Source organism: Serratia sp. 1D1416 (genome assembly GCF_003641105.1).
Lineage (GTDB): Bacteria > Pseudomonadota > Gammaproteobacteria > Enterobacterales > Enterobacteriaceae > Serratia > Serratia ficaria.
Genome location: NZ_CP032738.1, coordinates 252,389 through 273,708, shown reverse-complemented (window position 1 = coordinate 273,708; position 21,320 = coordinate 252,389). Strand labels below are relative to the sequence as shown.

Below are 21,320 nucleotides of genomic sequence, written 5' to 3'. Positions count from 1 at the left end.
CAGTATACCAGAAGATTACCTCGTTAAGCCAGAGGCTTATCGGTTGGCGTGCTTCATGATACGGGCTTTCGCCGTCTGCCATTCACGATCTTTGATGTCATCGCGCTTATCGTGTTCTTTCTTACCCTTGGCCACGCCGATTTTTACCTTGCTCCAGGCATTTTTCCAATACATGGACAGGGCGACAACGGTATAGCCTTCGCGGTTGACGCGGCCGAGCAGCGTGTCCAGCTCGCGCCTTTTCAGCAGCAGTTTGCGGGTACGTGTCGGATCGCACACCACGTGCGTCGAGGCTACGTTAAGCGGGCTGATGGTGGCGCCAAACAGATAGGCTTCGCCATCACGGAACGTCACGTAGCTGTCGCTGAGGTTGGCTTTGCCGGCACGCAGCGATTTTACTTCCCACCCTTGCAGCGACAGGCCCGCCTCGAACTCTTCCTCGATGGAGTATTCGAAACGCGCGCGCTTGTTTTGAGCAATGGTGGCGGAACCGGGTTTGTGTGCTTTTTTCTTTGTCATAGTGCGTTCATTATACTGGATGCGTCAGCGAAAGAAATCCTTTCCCGTTCAGCACCTGCGCAATTTTCCGCATTTTTGATCTATCCGCTGCGTAGCAGATTTTTTGTTTGCCGATAGATAAATGGTATTATCTGTACGTTTTGTGTCTTACAGGAAATGATATGCCCCAGATCAGTAGGTCTGCGTTAGTGCCGTTCAGCGCCGAGCAGATGTATCAGTTGGTTAACGATGTTCATTCTTACCCCGATTTTCTGCCTGGTTGTACCGGCAGCCGGGTGATTAACGCGTCCAACAACGAAATGACCGCCGCGGTAGACGTCGCCAAGGCCGGTATCAGCAAAACCTTTACCACGCGCAACACGCTGCTGGATAACCAGAGCATCAACATGCAGCTGGTTGACGGCCCGTTCCGCAAGCTGATGGGCGGCTGGCAGTTTACGCCGCTGAGCGAAGAAGCCTGCAAGGTTGAGCTGCATCTGGATTTTGAGTTCACCAATAAATTGATTGAGCTGGCGTTCGGCAAGGTATTCAAAGAGCTGGCGGGCAACATGGTGCAGGCTTTCACCCAACGGGCGAAAGAGGTTTACAGTGTCTGAGATCCAGGTCGAGGTGGTGTACGCCTTGCCGGAACGCCAATATCTGCGCAAGGTCAAACTGCCGGAAGGCAGCAGCGTTGAGCAGGCTATTCAGGCCTCCGGCTTGCTGGAGCTGCGTCAGGATATCGATCTGCAAAGCAACAAGCTGGGGATCTACAGCCGTCCGGCCAAGCTGGGCGACCTGTTGAACGATGGCGATCGAGTGGAGATATATCGCCCGCTGATCGCCGACCCTAAAGAGCTGCGCCGCCAACGTGCGGAGAAGGCAAAAAAATAAGGCGCATTCAGCGCCTTATTTTTTATCAGAATTTTATCTTCCGAGTTGCAGCCTGTGACTGTCATGAAGAACCTGATTCGTCCCTCAGGGGCCGGACGATAGTTCCTGCGCCGATTACTTGGTCAGCGCCGGCTTGTTCTGAATATCGGTCAACACGCCCGCGCTGTCGAAGGTCAACGTCAGGGTTTGCTGAGTAATATCTTCATGGCCAGGTTGCTGGCGGAACACATAGAACCACGTCTGAGTACCGAACGGATCCTGCAGCATTGGAGTACCCAATGTATAAGCGACCTGTTGCTGGGTCATACCTTTTTGAATTTTCGCCACGTCGGTCGACGTCAGGTAGTTCCCCTGATTGATGTCAGGCCGATAAACCACCTTCTCAAAAGTAGAACAGCCTGCAGTCAGCATCACAAGAACCACAGCGGCAGCAGTCAGCGTTTTACAGCGCATAGTAATCACATTCCTTTAGGGCATAGGATGCCGATGATAATAGACCTTGCAGCCGTTGGAAACCTTTATACCCTTCATCTTTCAAGTTGTAGCGGCGTTGGCTTCTCTCGCTCACCCCCGTCACTTAGTTGACTAAGCTCCAGAGGATTCTCTCGATTGCCGCCTTGCTACAGCTTGAAATCTATTGGGTAGACCCTTCATCTTTCAAGTTGTAGCGGCGTTGGCTTCTCTCTGCCGCCGCGTTGGCGCACCTTGAAATCTATCGGGTAAACAGCGCCAAAGTCAGACCTCAGGAAAGTGAAAAAGTTGAGCTTTTTTATGCGGCAAGCAGTTCTTTTGCGTTTGCCAGGGTGTTTCGGGTGACTTCGCTGCCGCCGAGCAGGCGCGCCAATTCTTGCAAGCGGGCGCGTTTATCCAGCGGCGCCATCTGCGTTTCGGTTTCGGTGCCGTCGGTTTGCTTGCTGACAAACAGATGCTGGTGCCCGCAGCCCGCCACCTGCGGCAGGTGCGTCACGCACATCACCTGGGTCGATTCGCCAAGCTGGCGCAGCAGGCGGCCGACAATCGCCGCGGTGGGCCCGCTGATGCCCACGTCCACCTCGTCGAAAATCAGCGCCGGCGTTTCCATCTTGCGGGCGGTGATCACCTGAATGGCCAGCGCGATGCGCGACAGCTCACCGCCGGACGCCACCTTCGCCAGCGGTTGCAGCGGCTGACCCGGGTTGGTGGATACGCAGAACTCGGTGCGGCTGGCGCCTTCGGCGCTCAGGTGCTGCGGTTCGAAGCGTACGTCGATGTTGAACTTGCCGTACGGCATGGACAGCGCCTGCATGCTGTCGGTGATAAGCAGGGTCAGCTCGGCCGCGTACTGCCGGCGCTTCTGATGCAGCCGTTCCGCCAGCGTCAGCGCCTGCTGGTGGTGCAAGGCGACCGCTTCGCTCAGGTGCTCGTGATCGCTTTCCTGCTGCGACAGCAGCTGCTGCTCATCCAGCAATTGCCGGTGCAGCTGCGGCAGCTCTTCCGGCGCCACCTGGTGCTTGCGCGCCAGGTTGATCTGGCGCGACAGGCGCTGTTCCAGCTCCTGCAGGCGGTTGGGATCCAAATCCATGCGATCGGCGTAGTGGCGCAGCTCGTCGCTGGCTTCGCTGATCTGAATGGAGGCTTCTTCCAGCATCTCCAGCAGGCCGTTCAGTTTGTCGTCCATGCCGATCAGCTCAATCAGCAGGTGCTTGGCGCTGTAGAGTTGGCTGAGCATGTTGTGTTCTTCGTCGTCGGCCAGCAGCTGCAGGGTTTGCTGGCTGAGGGTCAGCAGCTGGCCGCTGTTGGCCTGGCGCTTGTATTCGGCGTCGATTTGCTCGAACTCTCCGGCCTGCGGCGCAAATTCGTTCAGCTCTTTGAGCTGATACTGCAGCAGCTGCTTGCGCGCTTCACGTTCGACGGACTGCTGCTGATGGTGCGCCAGCTCGCGGCAGCTCTGGTGCCAGCGGTGGTAGGCCTGGCGCATCTCCGCCTGCAGAGCGGGTACGTCGGCATAGGCGTCGAGCAGCGTTTTCTGGTGCTCCGGCTTGAGCAACAGCTGGTGGGCGTGTTGACCGTGGATCTGGATCAGGCGCTGGCCCAGCTCGCGCAGCTGCGACAGGGGCACCGAGGTGCCGTTGATAAAGCCGCGGGAGCGGCCGTCGGCGTTGATCACGCGGCGCAGCAGGCATTCGCTGCCGTCGTCGAGCTGGTTGTGCTCCAGCCACTCGCGGGCGGACGGGGTGTCCGCCAGCGAGAAGCGGGCGCAGATGTCGGCGCGGGAGGCCCCCAGGCGCACCACGTTGCCGTCGGCGCGGTTGCCGAGGCACAGCCCCAACGCGTCGATGGCGATGGATTTGCCGGCACCGGTTTCACCGGTAATCGCCGTCATACCCGGTTGAAAATCTATTTCCAACTCACGAACGATAGCAAAATTGCTGATGGTCAATTGCGCCAGCATGGGAACCTTCCTGTGCATAAACACATAACTGTAGTTTCATACAGTATAAACTGGTTTTATATACAGTAAAGTGGCTGACGCGCTTTTTAGAACAATTTTTTTGACCAGCCCAGCTTGGTGCTTAACGTATTGAAATAGCTGTAGTCCTTCGGGTGAATAAGATTCAGGTGGAAATCACTGCGGCGTATCAATACTTCTTCGCCTTCCTGGATCGGCAGTGCGATCTGGCTGTCGCAGCTGATCTCCAGATCGCTGCCGATATGCGAAAACTTCAGCCGGATGGTGCTGTCGCCGTTGATCACCAGCGGGCGGGCGGAAAGGGTATGCGGGAACATCGGCACCAGCGCGATGGCTTCCAGCGACGGGGTGAGGATCGGCCCGCCGGCGGAGAGCGAATAGGCGGTGGAGCCGGTCGGGGTGGCGATAATCAGGCCGTCGGAGCGCTGGGAGAAGGCGAAGCGATCGTCGATATACACTTCGAATTCGATCATGTGCGCCACTTTGCCGGGGTGCAGCACCACTTCGTTGATGGCGGTGCTGATGCGGCATTGCTGGTGTTCTTTGTGCACGATGGTTTCCAGCAGGAAGCGCTGCTCATCGATGTATTCGCCTTCCAGCACGTCCGCCAGCTGCTGCAGCGCGTTGTCGGGATCGAGGTCGGTAAGGAAGCCGAGGTTGCCGCGGTTCACCCCGATTACCTTGATGTCGTAACGCGCCAGCACGCGCGCGGCGCCGAGCATGTTGCCGTCGCCGCCGACCACCACCGCCAGGTCGGCCCGCTGGCCGATGTCCGCCAGGCTGCCGGTCACGGCGTCTTTCAGCCCCAGATCCTGGGCGATTTGTCGCTCAATCATCACCGAATAGCCGCGGGCGACCAACCAGTGAAACAGCATCTCGTGCGTTGCCAGCGCTGAAGGGTGACGCGGGTGGCCAACAATGCCGATACAGGCGAATTTTTTATTCATTGTTGTGATTTTCCTCACCGGGGCCAGTTTATGCCCCACATTGTGACCGGTTGACTTGAAACCCCGGTTTTGATCCCCATAATAAGCCAAGTTGCGAGATTAATGCTAAAACGCGGAGATATTCATGAGTAGTAAAGAACAGAAGACGCCAAACGAGCAAGTCTCGGAAGAAATGGAACAGCAGGCCCAGCACGGAGAAGTGCTGCCGGAAGCGGCGGAGGGCGTCGATCTGCGTGATGAGCGCATTGCCGAGCTGGAAGCTCAACTGGCTGAAGCTCAGCAACATGAACGCGACAGCCTGCTGCGCGCCAAGGCGGAGATGGAAAACGTCCGTCGCCGCACCGAGCTGGATATCGAGAAAGCGCACAAGTTCGCGCTGGAAAAATTCTCCGGCGATCTGCTGCCGGTGCTCGACAACCTGGAGCGCGCGCTGGAGCTGGCCGATAAGAACAACCCTGAGCTGGCGGCGATGATCGAAGGCATCGAGCTGACGCTGAAGTCCCTGCAGGACGTGGTGCGCAAGTATGGCATCGAGATCGTCGGCGACGTCAACGTGCCGTTCAACCCGGACGTGCACCAGGCGATGAGCCTGATGGAATCCGCCGATCACCAACCGAACCACGTAATGATGGTGATGCAGAAAGGCTATACGCTGAATGGCCGCCTGCTGCGCCCGGCGATGGTCGCGGTTTCCAAAGCCAAGGCTTAATCGCCCCGGCAGCATCGTAAAGAAAGGCACCTCAGGGTGCCTTTTTTGCGTCTGTGTTATTCCTGCGGCAGCTGCGGCAGCCAGTCGATCGGCTTCAGCCCCTGCTGTTCCAGCAGCTGATTGGCCTGGGAGAAATGGCGGCAGCCGAGGAAGCCGCGGTGCGCGGACAGCGGCGAAGGGTGCGGCGCTTTCAGCACGTGATGGCGCTGGCGGTCGATAAAGTTGCCTTTCTTCTGCGCATGCGAGCCCCACAGCAGGAACACTACGCCTTCGCGGTTCTCATTCAGCGCGGCGATCACTTTATCGGTGAAGGTTTCCCAGCCCAGGTTGGCGTGCGAATGCGCGCGGCCGCCTTCGACGGTCAGCACCGTATTGAGCAGCAGCACGCCCTGTTCGGCCCAGTTTTGCAGGCAGCCGTGGTTTGGGCGCTCAAAGCCGGGAATGTCGGTCGCCAGCTCTTTGTACATGTTCACCAGCGAAGGCGGCGCCGGCACGCCGGGGCGCACCGAGAAAGACAGGCCGTGGGCCTGATTGGGGCCGTGATAAGGATCCTGACCGAGGATCACCACCTTGACGTCCGCCAGCTCGGTGAAACGGAAGGCGTTGAACACGTCTTTCTGCGGTGGATAAATGGTCTTGCCGGCCTGGCGTTCAGCGGCAACAAAGGCGAGCGTTTCAACAAAATAGGGCTGCTCTTTTTCTTTGCCGATAACGTCATGCCAGGTGAGGGAGGTGGACATAAACGCTCTCCTTTGTTTTCGTTAGCAATTCATCGGGCATAGCTTACCGTTTCGCTCCGCGCAGCGAAACCCGCTTTTGACGTTGTCGCCGTGCGCGATATGCAATTATTTTTGAAAATTTACAAAAATAATTGCTGCAGCCCTGCAGGGGAAAATTGATATAAAACAGAAATTTGCCCCGGCCATCATCATGCCTGCCTCGAAAAAATTGATTTTAATCAAAGAATTGACCCGGTCAGGCTGGTATACAGAACAACAAGACAACAATGGTTTTACCAAATGGCCGAAACCAGAATTGGGTTTTCTCACGAAGTGGAATTTTCGCCCTTGTACGGAGGCAACAAAATGATTACCGGTATTCAAATTACCCAAGCGAAGGACCAGGCGCTGGTGAATTCTTTCTGGCTGCTGGATGACGAAAAAGCGGAGGCCCGTTGCGTTTGCGCCAAGGCGAACTATGCGGAAGATCAGGTGGTGCCGGTGAGCGAACTGGGCCAGATAGAATACCGCGAAGTGCCGCTGGAAATGCAGCCGACGGTACGCGTGGAAGGCGGCCAGCACCTGAACGTCAACGTGCTGCGTCGCGAAACGCTGGAAGATGCGGTGAAGCATCCGGAAAAATACCCGCAGCTGACCATTCGCGTGTCCGGCTATGCGGTGCGTTTCAATTCGCTGACGCCAGAGCAGCAGCGTGACGTTATCGCCCGTACCTTTACCGAAAGCCTGTAAGCGGCGGCGCAGTCAATCAGGGGAGCTTCGGCTCCCTTTTTCGTGGCCGACGATTGAAAATCGAACCCGGATCACATTCCGCGCAAAGATAATCCCCCGCATTACAGAACTCCTCCGACCTGCCGATAGCTACAGCAGCATCCATTTGGTTGCTGAGTAGATCAAGTCTATCGACAAGGAGTCGGCATGAGTATGTCTTTAAGCTTTACCTCGGCGGTATCCCCGGCGGCAATGCCGCCTGCAGCAGCGCGTACGCAGCCCGAAGCGGCAAGGCCCGCACCGGCCGTTGAAACGCCAGGGGAACAAGCGCCGGCGGCCACGCTTTCACAGAACAGCCTGAACGCACGCAACCTGTTCGATTCGCTGGTCGGCGATATCTCGGCGGCCGCCGCCCCGGCGGCCAGCCAGGGCGTGAGCCGCGGGCAGCAATCGCAGCCGGGGGATTACACCCTGGCGCTGCTGGCGAAGGACGTTTATTCCCCGAACGGCCAGGGCGCGGCCGGGTTCAGCCGTTTGAGCGACAACGCGTTGCTTGGCGCGGGTATCGATCCGGCCAGCCTGCACGATGCGGCCTCGGGCTTCCAGGCCGGTATCTACAGCGATGACCAACAGTATGTGCTGGCCTTCGCCGGCACCAACGACTGGCGCGACTGGCTGAGCAACGTGCGCCAGGCGACCGGTTATGACGATGTGCAGTACAATCAGGCGGTGGCGGTGGCCAAAAGCGCCAAGGCGGCGTTTGGCGATGCGCTGGCGATCGCCGGCCACTCGCTTGGCGGTGGCCTGGCGGCCACGGCGGCGCTGGCGACCGGCAGCGTGGCGGTGACGTTTAATGCCGCGGGCGTATCCGATTACACGCTGAACCGGCTGGGCATCGATCCCGCCGCCGCCAAGCGGGATGCGGAAGCGGGCGGCATCCGCCGCTACAGCGAACAATATGACATGCTGACCGGCACCCAGGAATCGACCTCGCTGATCCCGGACGCCATCGGCCACAACATCACGCTGGCCAACGGTGATACCCTGAGCGGCATCGACGACTGGCGGCCGAGCAAGCATGTGGATCGCAGCCTGACGGCGCACGGTATCGACAAGGTCATCAGTTCGATGGCGGAGCAAAAACCGTGGGAGGCGCAGGCCAATGCCTGAGCGGCGACGCCTGCGCCAGGGGCTGGCGGCCGCTCTGCTGGCGCTGATCGCGGTCGCCGGTTTGCTGATGATGGCTAAGGAGCAACAGATGAAACAGGAAGTATCGCCGTTCGACGGCCGAATCAATCAGGCACTGGCCCAGGCGGTGGCGCGGGGCGACGTAGCGGAGATTGTCGCGCAGGCCACGCAGGCGAGTTTGCGCGAGCGGGGCGACCGCCAGGTCACGCTGCTGCAATGGGCGATGCTGTCGCAGCGGCCGCAGAGCCTGCAGGCGCTGCTTGAGCTCGGGGCCGATGCCGGCGCCGGGCTGGACGGCAACGGCGCGTTGCACACCGCCGCCGCGCTGCGGGATGCGCAATGCCTGCGGATGCTGCTGGCTGCCGGGGTGCCGGTGAATGCGCGCAATGCCGTCACCGGCGCTACGCCGTTGGCGGCGGCGGTGCTGGCCGGGCGCGAAGAGCAGATGCGCTTGCTGTTGGCGGCGGGGGCGGACGCCACCCTGAGCGATCGGTTGGGCGATACGCCATTGCATCTGGCGGCGAAAATCAATGCGCCGCGTCTGGCGTTGATGCTGTTGCAGGCCGGGGCGGACGCCCGCGCGCGCAACCGGCAGGGGATGACCTTCCAGTTTTATTTCTCGCAGACGCCGGCGCATCTGCAGAATGAAGAGCTGAAGGCGGGCTACCGCGAGCTGGACGCCTGGCTGAAGGGGCAGCGCCTGGCGACGCGCTACGCGCAGCGGTAAGCGGCCATAAGAAAACCGCCTGAAATGAACTGACCCCATAAAGTTGGACGGTTTATATTAGGCGGCTATCTGAGCCTGGGTTCGGTACTCTACCGGACTCAGGCCTTTTAATTTCTGTTTTATTCTTTCGTGATTGTAATAGTCGATATATTCGTCAATAGCTACGCGTAATTCACTGATACTTTTATGCTCTTCCAGATACAGGCATTCCACCTTCAGCGTGCCAAAGAAGCTTTCCATCACCGCATTGTCATAGCAGTTTCCTTTGCGGGACATGCTCTGTTTCAACCCTGCGTCCCTGAGCCGTTTCTGATAGTGCCCCATCTGATACTGCCAGCCCTGATCTGAATGCAGCAGCGGATGTTCACCTTCACTCAGCACTGACTGTGCCTTAGTCAGCATATCGTCCACCATCGATAGATGCGGACGAGCTTCCATCTGATACGCGACGATCTCACCGTTGTACAGGTCAAGAACCGGTGATAAATAGAGTTTTTCACCGTTAATTTTAAATTCAGTAACGTCAGTTACCCACTTCTGGTTCGGTTTGTCCGCGCTGAACTGGCGGTTCAGAACATTGCCTGCGGCTTTGCCATAATGACCTTTGTAGGAGGTATATTTCTTCCTTCTGATACAGGATGTTAACGCCAACTGCTGCATCAGCCTTTGAACCGTTTTATGATTCAGCTGACTTCCTTCCCGGCGAACGGCAAGCGTTATCCTGCGGTATCCATACCGTCCTTTATGCTTATGAAATAGCGTCAAAATCTGACGCTTATCGTCGGCGTATTTGTCTTCCTTTTTGCCGCTCGTCATCTGCCAGTAAAAAGTACTTCTGGCTAATCCGGCAGCTTTCAGTAAGCGAGCCAGAGGAAACAGCAGCCTTAACTCATTCACGACCTGCGTTTTATCTCGCGCTTTGGTGTGTTCTTTTCCCTGAGTAAGGCCTGCAGCTTTTTTAAATAGGCCACCTCAACGCGTAGCTGCTCAAGTTCTTCACGTTCGTCCGAGCTAAGCGAGTCTTTGGAAGGGAGTACTGACTTATTTCCAGAGATTTCCGGCATCGTTTTTTTCCTGCGACGATTGTCTGTGAGGGCTTCTATACCGCCTTCATCATACAGTCGTTTCCACTGACAAACCGAGGAAAAAGCAGGGATAGTGAACTTTGCACAGGCTTCGCGAACAGACATCTGGCGTTCACGCATATGCAGGATAACGGACTCTTTGAAAGCAGGAGAATAGATGAAATGTCGGGTAATCAGTCCGGCTTCACCATGAAGTTTCCAGGCAACAGACCACTTACGAACGGCGCTGTGGTCGATACCAAAGCGCTTTGCCGTCGCCTTCTGCCCTTCCAGCCCGGAAAGATAGTGCTGCACGACCTGAAGCTTAAAGCTAAGAGAATATTTGCTCATAAAAAACTGCACCTTACTCAGTTGGGTGTCCAACTTTTGGGGTGCAGTTCAGAAAAGGCGGTTTTCTTCATGCGGGCCGGGGTTATTCCGCGCCGTTGCCTTCCGGTTTGGCCTTGGCTTGCCGACGTTTGCCGACGTTTTTGGCATCGCGATGACGCACTTTCACCTTGGCTTTTTCCTTGTTCTTCACCTTGTCTTCCGCGCGCTTGGCCAGCACCTTCTTCGAAGGCTTGCCGTTGCTCTTCTCGCTCGGTACCTTGGTTTTCGGCCGCAGCTCGTCGATCACCCGCGGCTTCAGCGGTTCGTTCAGGTAACGGCCCACTTTGCCCAGCAGCAGGTGGTCGTGCGCCTCAACCAGCGAGATGGCGGTGCCTTTGCGCCCGGCGCGGCCGGTACGGCCAATGCGGTGCAGGTAGGTGTCCGCGGTGCGCGGCATGTCGAAGTTGAATACGTGGGTGATATCGAGGATATCCAGACCGCGGGCGGCGACGTCGGTGGCGACCAGCACGTTGACCCGGCCGTCCATCATGCGTTTAACCGCTTCGTTGCGCTTGGCCTGCACCATTTCGCCTTCGAGATAGCAGGTATTGATGCCCGCTTCGCGCAGCCAGGTGGCCAGCTCATGCACGCGCTCGCGCTTGCGCACGAAGATCACCGATTTCTGCACGTCCGGCTGTTTCAGCAGGTGCACCAGCAGGGCGGTTTTGTGCTGCACGTCGTCGGCGCGGTAGTACCACTGCAGGATTTTCTTGCGTTCGCGGCGCGACGGATCGGCTTCCACTTCCACCGGCTCTTTCAGAATGCGCTCGGCGAATTCGCGGATCGCTTCGCCTTCCAGCGTGGCGGAGAACAACAGCGTCTGGTTGCGCCAGCGGGTTTCGGCGGAGATGGTTTCGATGTCCTGCGCGAAGCCCATGTCGAGCATGCGGTCGGCTTCGTCGAGGATCAGGGTCTCCACCGCGCGGCAGTCGAAGTTCTCTTCTTTAATGTATTGCAGCAGGCGACCGGTGGTGGCGACCACCACGTCCTGGTTTTCGCTGAACACTTCCGCGTGGTTCATATAAGCCACGCCGCCGGTGATGGTGGCGATATCCAACGAGGTATGAGCAGCCAATTCACGCGCCTGATCGGCCACCTGCATCGCCAGCTCACGCGTTGGGGTAAGGATCAGAACGCGCGGTGGGCCGGACTTCTTACGTGGGAAATCCAGCAGATGCTGCAAAACGGGCAGCAAGAATGCGGCGGTTTTGCCGGTGCCGGTCGGAGCCGAACCTAATACGTCGCGCCCGTCCATCGCCGGCGGGATAGCTTCGGCCTGAATAGCGGTGGGGCGATCGTAGCCTTTATCGCGCAGTGCGAGGATCAGGCGTTCATCGAGTTCGAGTTCGGAAAAATTGGTTGCTGTCATGGTCTACCTCTACTTGGGGCGCCGATTATAGACGGGTTGGCCGCGTTCTTCACCTATTTAAGCGGAAAGCATCTCTTTTCCCATAAATCAGATTGCCTTATGCTACGCCAGTTTTGTAGCCAGGTGGTCATTGTGAGCAATCAATCGAAAGCGAATTTTACCCCGCGTCGCGGCGGTTTTACCTTTAAACAATTCTTTGTCGCTCACGATCGTTGCGCCATGAAAGTGGGCACCGACGGCGTGCTGCTCGGCGCCTGGGCGCCGCTGGCGCAGGCGCGGCGCGTGCTGGATATCGGCAGCGGCAGCGGGCTGATCGCGCTGATGCTGGCGCAGCGTTCGGGCGACGCGGTGACCATCGACGCGGTGGAACTGGACGCCGCCGCCGCCGCCCAGGCGCGCGAAAACGTGGCGGCATCCCCGTGGCCGCAGCGCATTGAGGTGCATGCGCAGGATATCCATCATTATGCCGAACGGCACGCCGCTCAGTATGATCTGATCGTCAGCAACCCGCCTTATTTCGAACCGGCGGTGGCCTGCCGCGACCGGGCGCGCCACAATGCGCGCTATACCGAAACCCTGACTCACGACGCCCTGCTGGCCTGCGCCGCGCAGCTGATCGCGGCGCAGGGGACCTTCTGCGTGGTGCTGCCCTACGACATCGGCGCAGCGTTTGAACGCCAGGCGCATCAGAGCGGCTGGCACACCGCCGCCAGGCTGAACGTCAGCGATCGCGCCGACACTCCTTTGCACCGGGTGCTGCTGGCGTTGACGCGCCAACCGGCGCAGCTGCAGGAGCAGCGGTTGGCGATCAAACAGGCCGACGGCGGCTATACCCAGGGTTTCCGCCGGCTGATTACCGAGTTCTATCTGTTTCACTGATATAAAAAGGGCGCCTTGTCGGCGCCCGCGCTGCATTTATCAGGGTTGCAGGATAGTGGGCAGCGCCTGCGGCAGCAGATCCGGGTAGTCCAGCGTATAGTGCAGGCCGCGGCTCTCCTTGCGCGCCATGGCGCTGCGCACGATCAGCTCCGCCACCTGCACCAGGTTGCGCAGCTCCAGCAGGTTGTTGGAGATGCGGAAGTTGGCGTAATACTCGTCGATTTCCGCCTGCAGGGTGTTGATGCGCCGCAGCGCGCGCTCCAGCCGCTTGGTGGTGCGCACGATGCCGACGTAATCCCACATGAACAGCCGCAGCTCGTGCCAGTTGTGCTGGATCACCACCCGCTCGTCCGCATCGTCTACCCGGCTTTCATCCCAGTGCGGCAACGGCTTGGCCAACTGCACGAACGGCAGGCGCTTGACGATGTCCTCCGCCGCCGACCAGCCGTAGACCAGGCATTCCAGCAGCGAATTCGACGCCATGCGATTCGCGCCGTGCAGGCCGGTGTAGCTGACTTCGCCGATGGCGTACAGCCCGTCCAGGTCGGTGCGTCCGTGCTGATCGACCATCACGCCGCCGCAGGTGTAGTGCGCCGCCGGCACGATGGGGATCGGCTGCCGGGTAAGATCGAAGCCCAGCGTCAGCAGTTTTTCGTGGATCATCGGGAAGTGCTGGGTAATGAACTCGGCCGGCTTGTGGCTGATGTCCAGATACATGCAGTCGGCGCCGAGGCGTTTCATTTCGTGATCGATGGCGCGGGCGACGATATCGCGCGGGGCCAGTTCGCCGCGCGGATCGAAATCCGGCATGAAGCGGCTGCCGTCCGGCCGCAGCAGCCAGGCGCCTTCGCCGCGCAGCGCTTCGGTCAGCAGGAAGTTGCGCGCCTGCGGATGGAACAGGCAGGTCGGATGGAACTGGTTGAATTCGAGGTTGGCGACCCGGCAGCCGGCGCGCCAGGCCATGGCGATGCCGTCGCCGGAAGAGATGTCCGGGTTGGTGGTGTATTGATACACCTTGGCCGCGCCGCCGGTGGCCAGCACCACCGTTTTGGCGCGGTAGGTCTCCACCCGCTCCAGTTCGCGGTTCCAGACGTAGGCGCCGACCACCCTGCGGGTGCCCGGCAGGCCGACCTTGTTCGAGGTGATCAGATCGACCGCGTTGCGGCGTTCCATCACGCAAATATTGGGGTGGGCGCTTGCTTTCCCCACCAGCGTAGTCTCTACTTCCTTACCGGTGGCATCGGCGGCGTGCAGAATGCGGCGATGGCTGTGGCCGCCTTCTCGCGTCAGGTGATAATGCTGTTCGCCCTGGGCATTGACCTCGGTATCGAACAACACGCCCTGATCGATCAGCCACTGCACGCAATGGCGCGCGTTGCCGGCGATAAACTCAACGGCCTCCCGGTCGCACAGGCCGGCTCCGGCAATCAAAGTGTCATCAACGTGTGAGGCAATGCTGTCCGTTTCATCGAAAACCGCGGCGATCCCGCCTTGGGCGTAAAAGGTGGCGCCTTCGTTGAGCGGCCCCTTGCTGAGTACGGTAACCTTGCAATGCTGCGCCAGACGCAGGGCCAGTGACAGGCCCGCGGCGCCGCTGCCGACAATCAGTACATCGCTAACATGTTCAGATGATGGTTGCATAACGTATGATGTGTGCAGAAGAAGAGTGAAAATCATGTTAGCCTAATTGTCCGGGCAAAAGCCACGGATGGGACGACATCGACAGAAAAAACAATGGCGATATGGAACTTCAGGTTCCATATGAACTCCAAGCGAGTGCTTGCTCAGGAAAATAAAGTATGGCTGGCAGTACAATTTTACGCGTGGAGACAGATTTGGGGAGAATTTACCTCGGATGAGCGAGCAGTTAACGGATCAAGTTCTGGTAGAGCGGGTCCAAAAGGGCGATCAGAAATCGTTTAACTTACTGGTAGTTCGTTACCAGCATAAGGTTGCGAGCCTCGTTTCCCGCTATGTGCCGCAGGGCGACGTGCCCGATGTGGTGCAGGAGTCGTTTATCAAGGCCTATCGCGCACTGGAATCATTCCGTGGGGATAGCGCTTTTTATACCTGGTTGTATCGGATCGCCGTGAATACGGCAAAGAATTATTTGGTCGCTCAGGGGCGCCGCCCGCCATCCAGTGATGTGGATGCCAACGATGCGGAAAATTACGAAAGTGCGGGCGCGCTGAAAGAAATTTCGAACCCTGAGAACTTAATGTTGTCAGAAGAGCTGAGACAGATAGTTTTCCGTACCATTGAGTCTCTCCCAGAGGATCTTCGCATGGCGATTACCCTGCGGGAGTTGGATGGTCTAAGCTACGAAGAGATAGCTGCCATCATGGATTGCCCGGTCGGAACCGTACGCTCGCGTATTTTCCGCGCCCGGGAGGCTATCGATAATAAAGTTCAACCGCTGATCCAGCGTTAGCAATGGCGGGCACAGGAAGGGTACTTAAGCATGCAGAAAGAAAAGCTTTCCGCTCTGATGGATGGGGAATCGTTCGATAGCGAGCTGATGAGTTCGCTGTCACAAGATCGGACGCTTCAACAAAGCTGGCAGAGCTATCACCTGATACGTGACACACTACGGGGTGATATCGGACAAGTAATGCATCTCGATATCGCAGATCGTGTTGCCGCTGCACTTGAGAAAGAACCCGCACGCCTGGTTCCTTCTGCAGTTCCGGAGTCTCAGCCGCAACCTCACACCTGGCAGAAAATGCCGTTCTGGGACAAAGTGCGTCCCTGGGCGAGTCAGATTACCCAGATTGGCATGGCGGCCTGCGTTTCGCTGGCGGTGATCGTCGGCGTGCAGCATTACAATCAGCCGACCACGCAGCAGGGCGCAGCCGAATCGCCGGCGTTTATGACGCTGCCGATCATGGGGCAGGCCTCACCGGTCAGCCTGGGCGTGCCGGCCGACAGTTTCTCCACCGGCAGCGGCCAACAGCAGCAGGTGCAGGAACAGCGTAAGCGCATCAACGCGATGCTGCAGGATTACGAACTGCAGCGTCGTCTGCATTCAGATCAGCTGCAGCTTGAACAAAGCAACCCTCAACAGGCTGCGGTTCAGGTTCCCGGAACTCAGTCCTTAGGAATGCAACAGCAGTAATGAAGCAAATTTGGTTCTCCGTCTGTCTATTGACGGGCAGCCTGCTCTTCTCAAACATCGCCCCGGCGCAGCAGACTGCGTCCGGGGCGTTGTTGCAACAGATGAGCAGCGCCAGCCGTTCCCTCAGCTATGAACTCGCCTATATCAGCATCAGCAAGCAGGGCATCGAGTCGCTGCGCTATCGCCATGCGGTGATCGACAAACTGCCGCTCGGCCAGTTGCTGCATATGGATGGGCCGCGCCGCGAAGTGCTGCAGCGCGGCGGCGGGATCAGCTATTTCGAGCCCGGCCTCGAGCCTTTCACCCTGACCGGCGATCACATCGTCGACGCGCTGCCGGCGATCGTTTACGCTGATTTTGATCGTCTGGCCAAATACTACGATTTCATTTCCGCAGGCAGCACCCGCATTTCGGATCGCCCCTGCGAGGTGATCCGCGTGGTGGCGCGTGACGGTTCGCGCTACAGCTATATCGTCTGGATGGATGTCGACACCAAGCTGCCGCTGCGGGTGGATTTGCTCGATCGCGACGGCGAAACGCTGGAGCAGTACCGGGTGATTTCGTTTGTGGTGGGTGCGGACGTGCAGAACGTGATGCAGGGGTTGATCAAAGCCAATCTGCCGCCATTGTTGTCGCTTCCGGCGGCGGATAATGTCAAACTGAGCTGGAGCACCGGCTGGTTGCCCGCCGGGGTGGATGAAGTGGCGCGCAATCGCCGCAAGTTGCCTAACGTCTCGGTGCCGGTCGAATCGCGGCTCTACAGCGACGGCCTGTTCAGTTTCTCGGTCAACGTCAGCCCTGCGGGCAGCGGCGCCGGGCAACAGTACTACCGCCAGGGGCGGCGCACCATTCAAACCGAGGTGCGCAACGGCAACGAAATTACCATCGTTGGCGAACTGCCGCCGGCCACGGCCAAGCGCATCGCCGACAGCATTTCCTTCAAGGTGTCACCCTAATGATGAAAGAGTGGGCCACGGTGGTTTCGTGGCAACAGGGCGTAGCCTTGCTGCGCTGTGAACCTAAAGCCGGCTGCGGCAGCTGCAATGCGCGCTCCGGCTGCGGCGCGCGCGCGTTGAACGAGCTGGTGCCGGAAACCGAGCACCAACTGCAGGTGCGCATCGAACAGCCGCTTGAACCGGGGCAGCGTGTTGAGGTCGGCATCGCCGAAGGCAGCCTGCTGCGTTCCGCGATGTTGGTTTACCTGACGCCGCTGCTGGGAATGATGCTCGGCGGCAGCCTGCTGCAATACTGGCTGGGCACCGACGCCTCGGCGGCGCTTGGCGCGCTGCTGGGCGGCGGCGCGGCCTTTATGCTGGCGCGCAGCCTGGCCCATCGTCTGGGTGAGCAGGCCGATTACCAACCGATCGTGTTGCAGATTGGTTTGCCCCCGACCGCTCTGCGCGTGCAGGCGGAAAACTCCCCTCTGCTTTAAAACTGCTGCCGCGTCATCGCCGGGGTGTGATAGGCGGGGATGCGGTTGTAGATCATGTGCTCGAGCAGTGCGATGAACAGATCCGCGCTGAGCAGCGAATAATAGCCGATGGTAAACAGCGCATTGCCCTGGCCGTCCAGCAACCGGATGGTGCCGTGCTGCGGCTGGTTTTCCAGCGCCCGGATCCGCTCGATAGGTATGGCGCCCTGCGGCGTGCTCAGCAGGGTGGCGCTCAGGCGCAGCGTATCGGTGGGGGTGCCTTTACGATCGCCCAGCAGCAGCTGCCACAGCCAGCGGGCGCCGCAGCCCAGGCAGTTGAACGACAGCACGTCGCCCTGATAGAGCGCGTTTAGCGCCTGCGGCCCGCGCTGCTGGATCTGCTGATCGATGATCACATCGGCCAGCCGCCAGGAGTTGGCGACGTTGCTGAACACCGTACACCAGGGCTGGTCCGGCGAGGTGCGAAACGCCGTTACGTCAAACAGCCCGCCAAACCAGCGCCCGCCGCGAAAACGGTAAATATCGCCAATTTTCTCAAAGGGGATAAACCGCTCTTTATGACTGTGGTCATCGAACACCCGCACGCCGTGCTCATATAGACGATAGGTCAGCGTTGGCCGCAAATAGTGACGCAGCGCCAGTAGAGTACAGCCGAGTAAAATCGTGGCCGCGCCGGTTTGCAGCAAGGTCAGCACCGCGTTTTCGTCCATGTTGCTCAGCAGCGGCAGCAAAAGCAGCGCCGCGCCGGCGGTAAACAGCAGCGCCGCCGCTGCCAGAATGCCCCAGTTGACCTTAGAAAAATCGTGCCGGCTCAGCATTTGCCCTTTATCGATCATTACGCACCTTCCAATCAACGTACAGAGATATGCTGTGAACCCCGGTGGGCTGCCGATGTAGTGCCCTGAATAATATTTTGTCGCGGAGTTCACCTCCATTTCTATAGGGGGCCGGTGGCGGCGTATATGGGTTTTTTCCTAAAGCCCCGGAAGGAAAATGTAATTATAAGACCTTGATCTAAATATTATTTCGAAGCGATTTAGGAGAGGGTTTATTGCGTTATTCGGCATTATGTATTAGCGCCTTCGCCGTTGGCGAAGCGGCCGGGCGATTTCCCCCCTTCGCGCCGCCACCGCCGGCGGTTTCGGCTTTGCCGGGTTTTGTTAACATCTGCTTTCATAACCCCGGGCGCCCTGTAACACCAAACTGCGCATAATAGAATGCCTTCACTGCACCGATCGCTAGGTTTTCAGTGTTGTGGCATGTAGAATGCTGCGATTCAGGCGGAACACGGCCGAACCCATTCACTGTCGCTTTAGGTCCATGCGGGTTTCCATAGGCGAGTAATTCAGAAATACCAAGGCAGAAAAACTTTTATAATGAAGCATATACGAAATTTCTCCATTATTGCCCATATTGACCACGGTAAGTCGACGCTGTCCGACCGTATTATCCAAATCTGCGGCGGCTTGACTGAACGTGAAATGGCCGCGCAGGTGCTTGATTCAATGGATCTGGAGCGCGAGCGCGGCATTACCATCAAAGCGCAAAGCGTCACGCTGGATTACAAGGCGCCGGACGGCCAGACCTACCAGCTCAACTTTATCGACACCCCTGGCCACGTTGACTTCTCCTATGAAGTTTCGCGTTCGCTGGCGGCCTGCGAGGGCGCCTTGCTGGTGGTCGACGCCGGGCAGGGCGTGGAAGCCCAGACGCTGGCCAACTGTTACACCGCGCTGGACATGGATCTGGAAGTGGTGCCGGTGCTGAACAAGATTGACCTGCCGGCCGCCGATCCCGATCGCGCAGCGCAGGAAATCGAAGACATCGTCGGCATCGACGCCACCGATGCGGTGCGCTGCTCGGCCAAAACCGGCGTAGGCGTTCCCGAGGTGCTCGAGCGCCTGGTGCGCGACATCCCGCCGCCGGAAGGCGACCCGGAAGCGCCGCTGCAGGCGTTGATCATCGACTCCTGGTTCGACAATTACCTGGGCGTGGTTTCCCTGGTGCGCGTCAAAAACGGCACGCTGCGCAAGGGCGACAAGATCAAGGTGATGAGCACCGGTCAGACCTATAACGCCGATCGCCTGGGCATCTTCACGCCGAAACGCGTCGATCGCGACGCGCTGAACTGCGGCGAAGTGGGCTGGCTGGTGTGCGCGATTAAAGACATCCTCGGCGCGCCGGTGGGCGATACCCTGACGCTGGCGCGTCAGCCGGCGGAGAAGGCCCTGCCGGGCTTCAAAAAAGTGAAGCCGCAGGTTTACGCCGGCCTGTTCCCGATCAGTTCCGACGACTATGAAGGCTTCCGCGACGCGCTGGGCAAGCTGAGCCTCAACGACGCCTCCCTGTTCTATGAGCCGGAGAGTTCGACCGCGCTGGGCTTCGGCTTCCGCTGCGGCTTCCTCGGCCTGCTGCACATGGAGATCATTCAGGAGCGTCTGGAGCGTGAATACGATCTGGAGCTGATCACCACGGCGCCGACGGTCGTTTACGAAGTGGAAACCACCGGCAAAGAAACCATCTACGTCGACAGCCCGTCCAAGCTGCCGCCGCTGAACAACATTCAGGAACTGCGCGAGCCGATCGCCGAGTGTCACATGCTGATGCCGCAGGAATACCTGGGTAACGTCATCACCCTGTGCATCGAAAAACGCGGCGTGCAGACCAACATGGTCTATCACGGCAACCAGGTGGCGCTGACCTATGAAATTCCGATGGCGGAAGTGGTGCTCGACTTCTTCGACCGCCTGAAGTCCACCTCGCGCGGCTATGCGTCGCTGGATTACAACTTCAAGCGCTTCCAGACTTCGGACATGGTGCGCGTCGACGTGCTGATCAACAACGAGCGCGTGGATGCGCTGGCGCTGATCACCCACCGCGACAACGCGCAGTACCGCGGCCGCGAGCTGGTGGAGAAAATGAAAGAGCTGATCCCGCGCCAGCAGTTCGATATTGCGATTCAGGCGGCGATCGGCACGCACATCATCGCGCGCTCCACCGTGAAACAGCTGCGTAAGAACGTTCTGGCGAAGTGCTACGGCGGCGACGTCAGCCGTAAGAAAAAGCTGCTGCAGAAACAGAAAGACGGTAAGAAACGCATGAAGCAGGTGGGTAACGTCGAACTGCCGCAAGAGGCGTTCCTGGCCATCCTGCACGTCGGTAAAGACAGCAAGTAACAGCGATAAGTTCGCGTAACTAGGGAGTTTGCATGGCGAATATGTTTGCCCTGATCCTGGCATTGGCAACGCTGATAACCGGGATCATCTGGTGCTTCGAGCGCTTCAAATGGGCGCCGGCCCGCCGGGAGAAAATCGCGGCGGTCAATGCACAGACCGCGGGCGCTGTAGACGATAAAACGCTGGCGAAAGTGGCGAAGCAGCCGGGTTGGGTAGAAACCGGCGCCTCGGTTTTCCCGGTCTTGCTGCTGGTGTTTGTGGTGCGTTCGTTTATTTACGAACCCTTCCAGATCCCGTCCGGCTCAATGATGCCGACGCTGCTGATTGGCGATTTTATTCTGGTGGAGAAATATGCCTACGGCATTAAAGATCCCATTACCCAGACCACGCTGATTGAAACCGGTCATCCTAAGCGCGGCGATATTGCGGTATTTAAATATCCGCTGGATCCGAAGCTGGATTATATCAAGCGCGTAATTGGCCTGCCGGGCGACCGGGTGACTTACGATCCGGTGAACAAGCGCGTGACCGTGCAGCCGTCCTGCGACGGCAGCCAGTCTTGCGATAAAGCGCTGGCGGTGACGTATAACGATGCGCAGCCAAGCGACTTTGTGCAGCAGTTCAGCCGCAGCGGAGCGGGCGAGGCCAGCAACGGCTTCTACCCGATCCCGCTGAGCGACAACGTACCGCAGGGCGGCATCCGCCTGCGCGAGCGCCAGGAAACCCTGGGCAACGTCACGCACCGTATCCTGACCGTGCCGGGCACGCAGGATCAGGTGGGCGCTTACTACCAACAGCCGGGCAAACAGCTGGCGGAGTGGGTGGTGCCGGCCGGCCATTACTTCATGATGGGCGACAACCGCGATAACAGCGCCGACAGCCGTTATTGGGGCTTCGTGCCGGAGAAGAATCTGGTGGGTAAAGCCACGGCTATCTGGATGAGTTTTGAAAAGCAGGAAGGTGAATGGCCTACCGGCGTAAGATTCAGCCGGATCGGTGGAATTCATTAATAGCGCCTTTATACCCAATGGATTT

22 protein-coding genes are annotated in these 21,320 nt (G+C 58.7%); 13 read left to right on the top strand and 9 right to left on the bottom strand.

The window, feature by feature from the left end; all coding sequences use genetic code 11:
* Nucleotides 1-36: 36 nt before the first annotated feature.
* Nucleotides 37-519: an SsrA-binding protein SmpB gene (gene smpB / locus D7I37_RS01360; RefSeq protein WP_061796396.1), complete on the bottom strand. Its 483-nt coding sequence runs from the start codon at nt 517-519 to the stop codon at nt 37-39.
* A 161-nt stretch (nt 520-680) separates the two neighbouring features.
* Between smpB and D7I37_RS01355 the strand changes: the two genes are divergently transcribed.
* On the top strand, nt 681-1,115 hold the full coding sequence (locus D7I37_RS01355) for a type II toxin-antitoxin system RatA family toxin (RefSeq protein ID WP_061796397.1): 435 nt from the start codon (nt 681-683) through the stop codon (nt 1,113-1,115).
* Nucleotides 1,108-1,392 (top strand): RnfH family protein, encoded by a 285-nt coding sequence (locus tag D7I37_RS01350; protein WP_061796398.1) that lies wholly within the window; start codon nt 1,108-1,110, stop codon nt 1,390-1,392. The genes D7I37_RS01355 and D7I37_RS01350 overlap by 8 nt, the downstream gene beginning before the upstream one ends.
* Nucleotides 1,393-1,506: 114 nt before the next feature.
* Here the strand turns inward: D7I37_RS01350 and bamE are convergent, their stop codons facing one another.
* The 3 genes from bamE to nadK all read right to left on the bottom strand — a co-directional run bounded on the left by bamE (nt 1,507) and on the right by nadK (nt 4,788).
* Complete coding sequence (bamE, locus tag D7I37_RS01345; RefSeq protein ID WP_004929101.1) at nt 1,507-1,845, bottom strand: outer membrane protein assembly factor BamE; 339 nt, start codon at nt 1,843-1,845, stop codon at nt 1,507-1,509.
* Between the two features lie 316 nt (nt 1,846-2,161).
* Nucleotides 2,162-3,823: a DNA repair protein RecN gene (recN, locus tag D7I37_RS01340; protein WP_165283075.1), complete on the bottom strand. Its 1,662-nt coding sequence runs from the start codon at nt 3,821-3,823 to the stop codon at nt 2,162-2,164.
* An 86-nt stretch (nt 3,824-3,909) separates the two neighbouring features.
* Nucleotides 3,910-4,788 (bottom strand): NAD(+) kinase, encoded by an 879-nt coding sequence (gene nadK / locus D7I37_RS01335; RefSeq protein WP_061796401.1) that lies wholly within the window; start codon nt 4,786-4,788, stop codon nt 3,910-3,912.
* Between the two features lie 124 nt (nt 4,789-4,912).
* Here nadK and grpE point away from each other — a divergent pair, with 124 nt between their 5' ends.
* On the top strand, nt 4,913-5,497 hold the full coding sequence (gene grpE, locus D7I37_RS01330; RefSeq protein WP_061796402.1) for a nucleotide exchange factor GrpE: 585 nt from the start codon (nt 4,913-4,915) through the stop codon (nt 5,495-5,497).
* 56 nt (nt 5,498-5,553) lie between these two features.
* Here the strand turns inward: grpE and ung are convergent, their stop codons facing one another.
* Nucleotides 5,554-6,237 carry a uracil-DNA glycosylase gene (ung, locus tag D7I37_RS01325; protein WP_129543187.1) on the bottom strand — a complete coding sequence of 228 codons (684 nt, stop codon included), beginning with the start codon at nt 6,235-6,237 and terminating at the stop codon, nt 5,554-5,556.
* A 345-nt stretch (nt 6,238-6,582) separates the two neighbouring features.
* On the opposite strand from ung, the gene grcA reads away from it, so the two are divergent.
* The 3 genes from grcA to D7I37_RS01310 all read left to right on the top strand — a co-directional run bounded on the left by grcA (nt 6,583) and on the right by D7I37_RS01310 (nt 8,860).
* Nucleotides 6,583-6,966, top strand: a complete 384-nt coding sequence (gene grcA / locus D7I37_RS01320; RefSeq protein WP_095098890.1) for an autonomous glycyl radical cofactor GrcA — start codon at nt 6,583-6,585, stop codon at nt 6,964-6,966.
* 186 nt (nt 6,967-7,152) lie between these two features.
* The gene (locus tag D7I37_RS01315) at nt 7,153-8,115 is read left to right on the top strand and encodes a DUF2974 domain-containing protein (RefSeq protein WP_061796407.1); all 963 of its coding nucleotides are present in this window, start codon (nt 7,153-7,155) and stop codon (nt 8,113-8,115) included.
* Entirely contained in the window at nt 8,108-8,860 is a 753-nt protein-coding gene (locus D7I37_RS01310) for an ankyrin repeat domain-containing protein (RefSeq protein ID WP_129543186.1), read from the top strand. Before D7I37_RS01315 ends, D7I37_RS01310 begins: the two co-directional genes overlap by 8 nt.
* Nucleotides 8,861-8,917: 57 nt before the next feature.
* On the opposite strand, the gene D7I37_RS01305 is transcribed toward D7I37_RS01310, so the two are convergent.
* Both D7I37_RS01305 and srmB read right to left on the bottom strand, forming a co-directional pair.
* Nucleotides 8,918-10,275, bottom strand: a protein-coding gene (locus D7I37_RS01305) for an IS3 family transposase (protein WP_129543185.1) whose coding sequence is annotated in 2 segments (ribosomal slippage) — nt 8,918-9,813 and nt 9,813-10,275 — 1,359 coding nt in all. Because the reading frame shifts where the segments join, the coding sequence is not laid out codon by codon here.
* Between the two features lie 82 nt (nt 10,276-10,357).
* Nucleotides 10,358-11,683 (bottom strand): ATP-dependent RNA helicase SrmB, encoded by a 1,326-nt coding sequence (gene srmB, locus D7I37_RS01300; RefSeq protein WP_061796409.1) that lies wholly within the window; start codon nt 11,681-11,683, stop codon nt 10,358-10,360.
* 99 nt (nt 11,684-11,782) lie between these two features.
* Here srmB and D7I37_RS01295 point away from each other — a divergent pair, with 99 nt between their 5' ends.
* Nucleotides 11,783-12,562: a tRNA1(Val) (adenine(37)-N6)-methyltransferase gene (locus D7I37_RS01295; RefSeq protein ID WP_095098885.1), complete on the top strand. Its 780-nt coding sequence runs from the start codon at nt 11,783-11,785 to the stop codon at nt 12,560-12,562.
* A 39-nt stretch (nt 12,563-12,601) separates the two neighbouring features.
* On the opposite strand, the gene nadB is transcribed toward D7I37_RS01295, so the two are convergent.
* Nucleotides 12,602-14,203: an L-aspartate oxidase gene (gene nadB, locus D7I37_RS01290; RefSeq protein ID WP_174524348.1), complete on the bottom strand. Its 1,602-nt coding sequence runs from the start codon at nt 14,201-14,203 to the stop codon at nt 12,602-12,604.
* Between the two features lie 214 nt (nt 14,204-14,417).
* On the opposite strand from nadB, the gene rpoE reads away from it, so the two are divergent.
* The 4 genes from rpoE to rseC are packed head-to-tail and all read left to right on the top strand — an operon-like array spanning nt 14,418 to nt 17,109.
* Nucleotides 14,418-14,993 (top strand): RNA polymerase sigma factor RpoE, encoded by a 576-nt coding sequence (gene rpoE, locus D7I37_RS01285; RefSeq protein WP_004929136.1) that lies wholly within the window; start codon nt 14,418-14,420, stop codon nt 14,991-14,993.
* 30 nt (nt 14,994-15,023) lie between these two features.
* Nucleotides 15,024-15,677 (top strand): anti-sigma-E factor RseA, encoded by a 654-nt coding sequence (rseA, locus tag D7I37_RS01280; RefSeq protein WP_061796413.1) that lies wholly within the window; start codon nt 15,024-15,026, stop codon nt 15,675-15,677.
* Entirely contained in the window at nt 15,677-16,633 is a 957-nt protein-coding gene (gene rseB, locus D7I37_RS01275; protein WP_129543184.1) for a sigma-E factor regulatory protein RseB, read from the top strand. Before rseA ends, rseB begins: the two co-directional genes overlap by 1 nt.
* Complete coding sequence (gene rseC / locus D7I37_RS01270; protein ID WP_061796416.1) at nt 16,633-17,109, top strand: SoxR-reducing system protein RseC; 477 nt, start codon at nt 16,633-16,635, stop codon at nt 17,107-17,109. Before rseB ends, rseC begins: the two co-directional genes overlap by 1 nt.
* On the opposite strand, the gene D7I37_RS01265 is transcribed toward rseC, so the two are convergent.
* Nucleotides 17,106-17,945, bottom strand: coding sequence for a hypothetical protein (locus D7I37_RS01265; protein WP_061796417.1), 840 nt, complete (start codon nt 17,943-17,945; stop codon nt 17,106-17,108). The genes rseC and D7I37_RS01265 overlap by 4 nt on opposite strands.
* A 540-nt stretch (nt 17,946-18,485) precedes the next feature.
* Between D7I37_RS01265 and lepA the strand changes: the two genes are divergently transcribed.
* Both lepA and lepB read left to right on the top strand, forming a co-directional pair.
* Nucleotides 18,486-20,285 carry a translation elongation factor 4 gene (lepA, locus tag D7I37_RS01260; protein WP_061796419.1) on the top strand — a complete coding sequence of 600 codons (1,800 nt, stop codon included), beginning with the start codon at nt 18,486-18,488 and terminating at the stop codon, nt 20,283-20,285.
* A gap of 32 nt (nt 20,286-20,317) precedes the next feature.
* On the top strand, nt 20,318-21,295 hold the full coding sequence (gene lepB / locus D7I37_RS01255; protein WP_061796420.1) for a signal peptidase I: 978 nt from the start codon (nt 20,318-20,320) through the stop codon (nt 21,293-21,295).
* Nucleotides 21,296-21,320: the final 25 nt, after the last annotated feature.

Bases quoted from the DNA above. Each gene is read 5' to 3' on its own strand.
- smpB (WP_061796396.1), bottom strand. From the start codon at position 519: ATGACAAAGAAAAAAGCACACAAACCCGGTTCCGCCACCATTGCTCAA.
- D7I37_RS01355 (WP_061796397.1), top strand. From the start codon at position 681: ATGCCCCAGATCAGTAGGTCTGCGTTAGTGCCGTTCAGCGCCGAGCAG.
- bamE (WP_004929101.1), bottom strand. From the start codon at position 1,845: ATGCGCTGTAAAACGCTGACTGCTGCCGCTGTGGTTCTTGTGATGCTG.
- recN (WP_165283075.1), bottom strand. From the start codon at position 3,823: ATGCTGGCGCAATTGACCATCAGCAATTTTGCTATCGTTCGTGAGTTG.
- nadK (WP_061796401.1), bottom strand. From the start codon at position 4,788: ATGAATAAAAAATTCGCCTGTATCGGCATTGTTGGCCACCCGCGTCAC.
- grpE (WP_061796402.1), top strand. From the start codon at position 4,913: ATGAGTAGTAAAGAACAGAAGACGCCAAACGAGCAAGTCTCGGAAGAA.
- ung (WP_129543187.1), bottom strand. From the start codon at position 6,237: ATGTCCACCTCCCTCACCTGGCATGACGTTATCGGCAAAGAAAAAGAG.
- grcA (WP_095098890.1), top strand. From the start codon at position 6,583: ATGATTACCGGTATTCAAATTACCCAAGCGAAGGACCAGGCGCTGGTG.
- D7I37_RS01315 (WP_061796407.1), top strand. From the start codon at position 7,153: ATGAGTATGTCTTTAAGCTTTACCTCGGCGGTATCCCCGGCGGCAATG.
- D7I37_RS01310 (WP_129543186.1), top strand. From the start codon at position 8,108: ATGCCTGAGCGGCGACGCCTGCGCCAGGGGCTGGCGGCCGCTCTGCTG.
- srmB (WP_061796409.1), bottom strand. From the start codon at position 11,683: ATGACAGCAACCAATTTTTCCGAACTCGAACTCGATGAACGCCTGATC.
- D7I37_RS01295 (WP_095098885.1), top strand. From the start codon at position 11,783: ATGCTACGCCAGTTTTGTAGCCAGGTGGTCATTGTGAGCAATCAATCG.
- nadB (WP_174524348.1), bottom strand. From the start codon at position 14,203: ATGCAACCATCATCTGAACATGTTAGCGATGTACTGATTGTCGGCAGC.
- rpoE (WP_004929136.1), top strand. From the start codon at position 14,418: ATGAGCGAGCAGTTAACGGATCAAGTTCTGGTAGAGCGGGTCCAAAAG.
- rseA (WP_061796413.1), top strand. From the start codon at position 15,024: ATGCAGAAAGAAAAGCTTTCCGCTCTGATGGATGGGGAATCGTTCGAT.
- rseB (WP_129543184.1), top strand. From the start codon at position 15,677: ATGAAGCAAATTTGGTTCTCCGTCTGTCTATTGACGGGCAGCCTGCTC.
- rseC (WP_061796416.1), top strand. From the start codon at position 16,633: ATGATGAAAGAGTGGGCCACGGTGGTTTCGTGGCAACAGGGCGTAGCC.
- D7I37_RS01265 (WP_061796417.1), bottom strand. From the start codon at position 17,945: ATGATCGATAAAGGGCAAATGCTGAGCCGGCACGATTTTTCTAAGGTC.
- lepA (WP_061796419.1), top strand. From the start codon at position 18,486: ATGAAGCATATACGAAATTTCTCCATTATTGCCCATATTGACCACGGT.
- lepB (WP_061796420.1), top strand. From the start codon at position 20,318: ATGGCGAATATGTTTGCCCTGATCCTGGCATTGGCAACGCTGATAACC.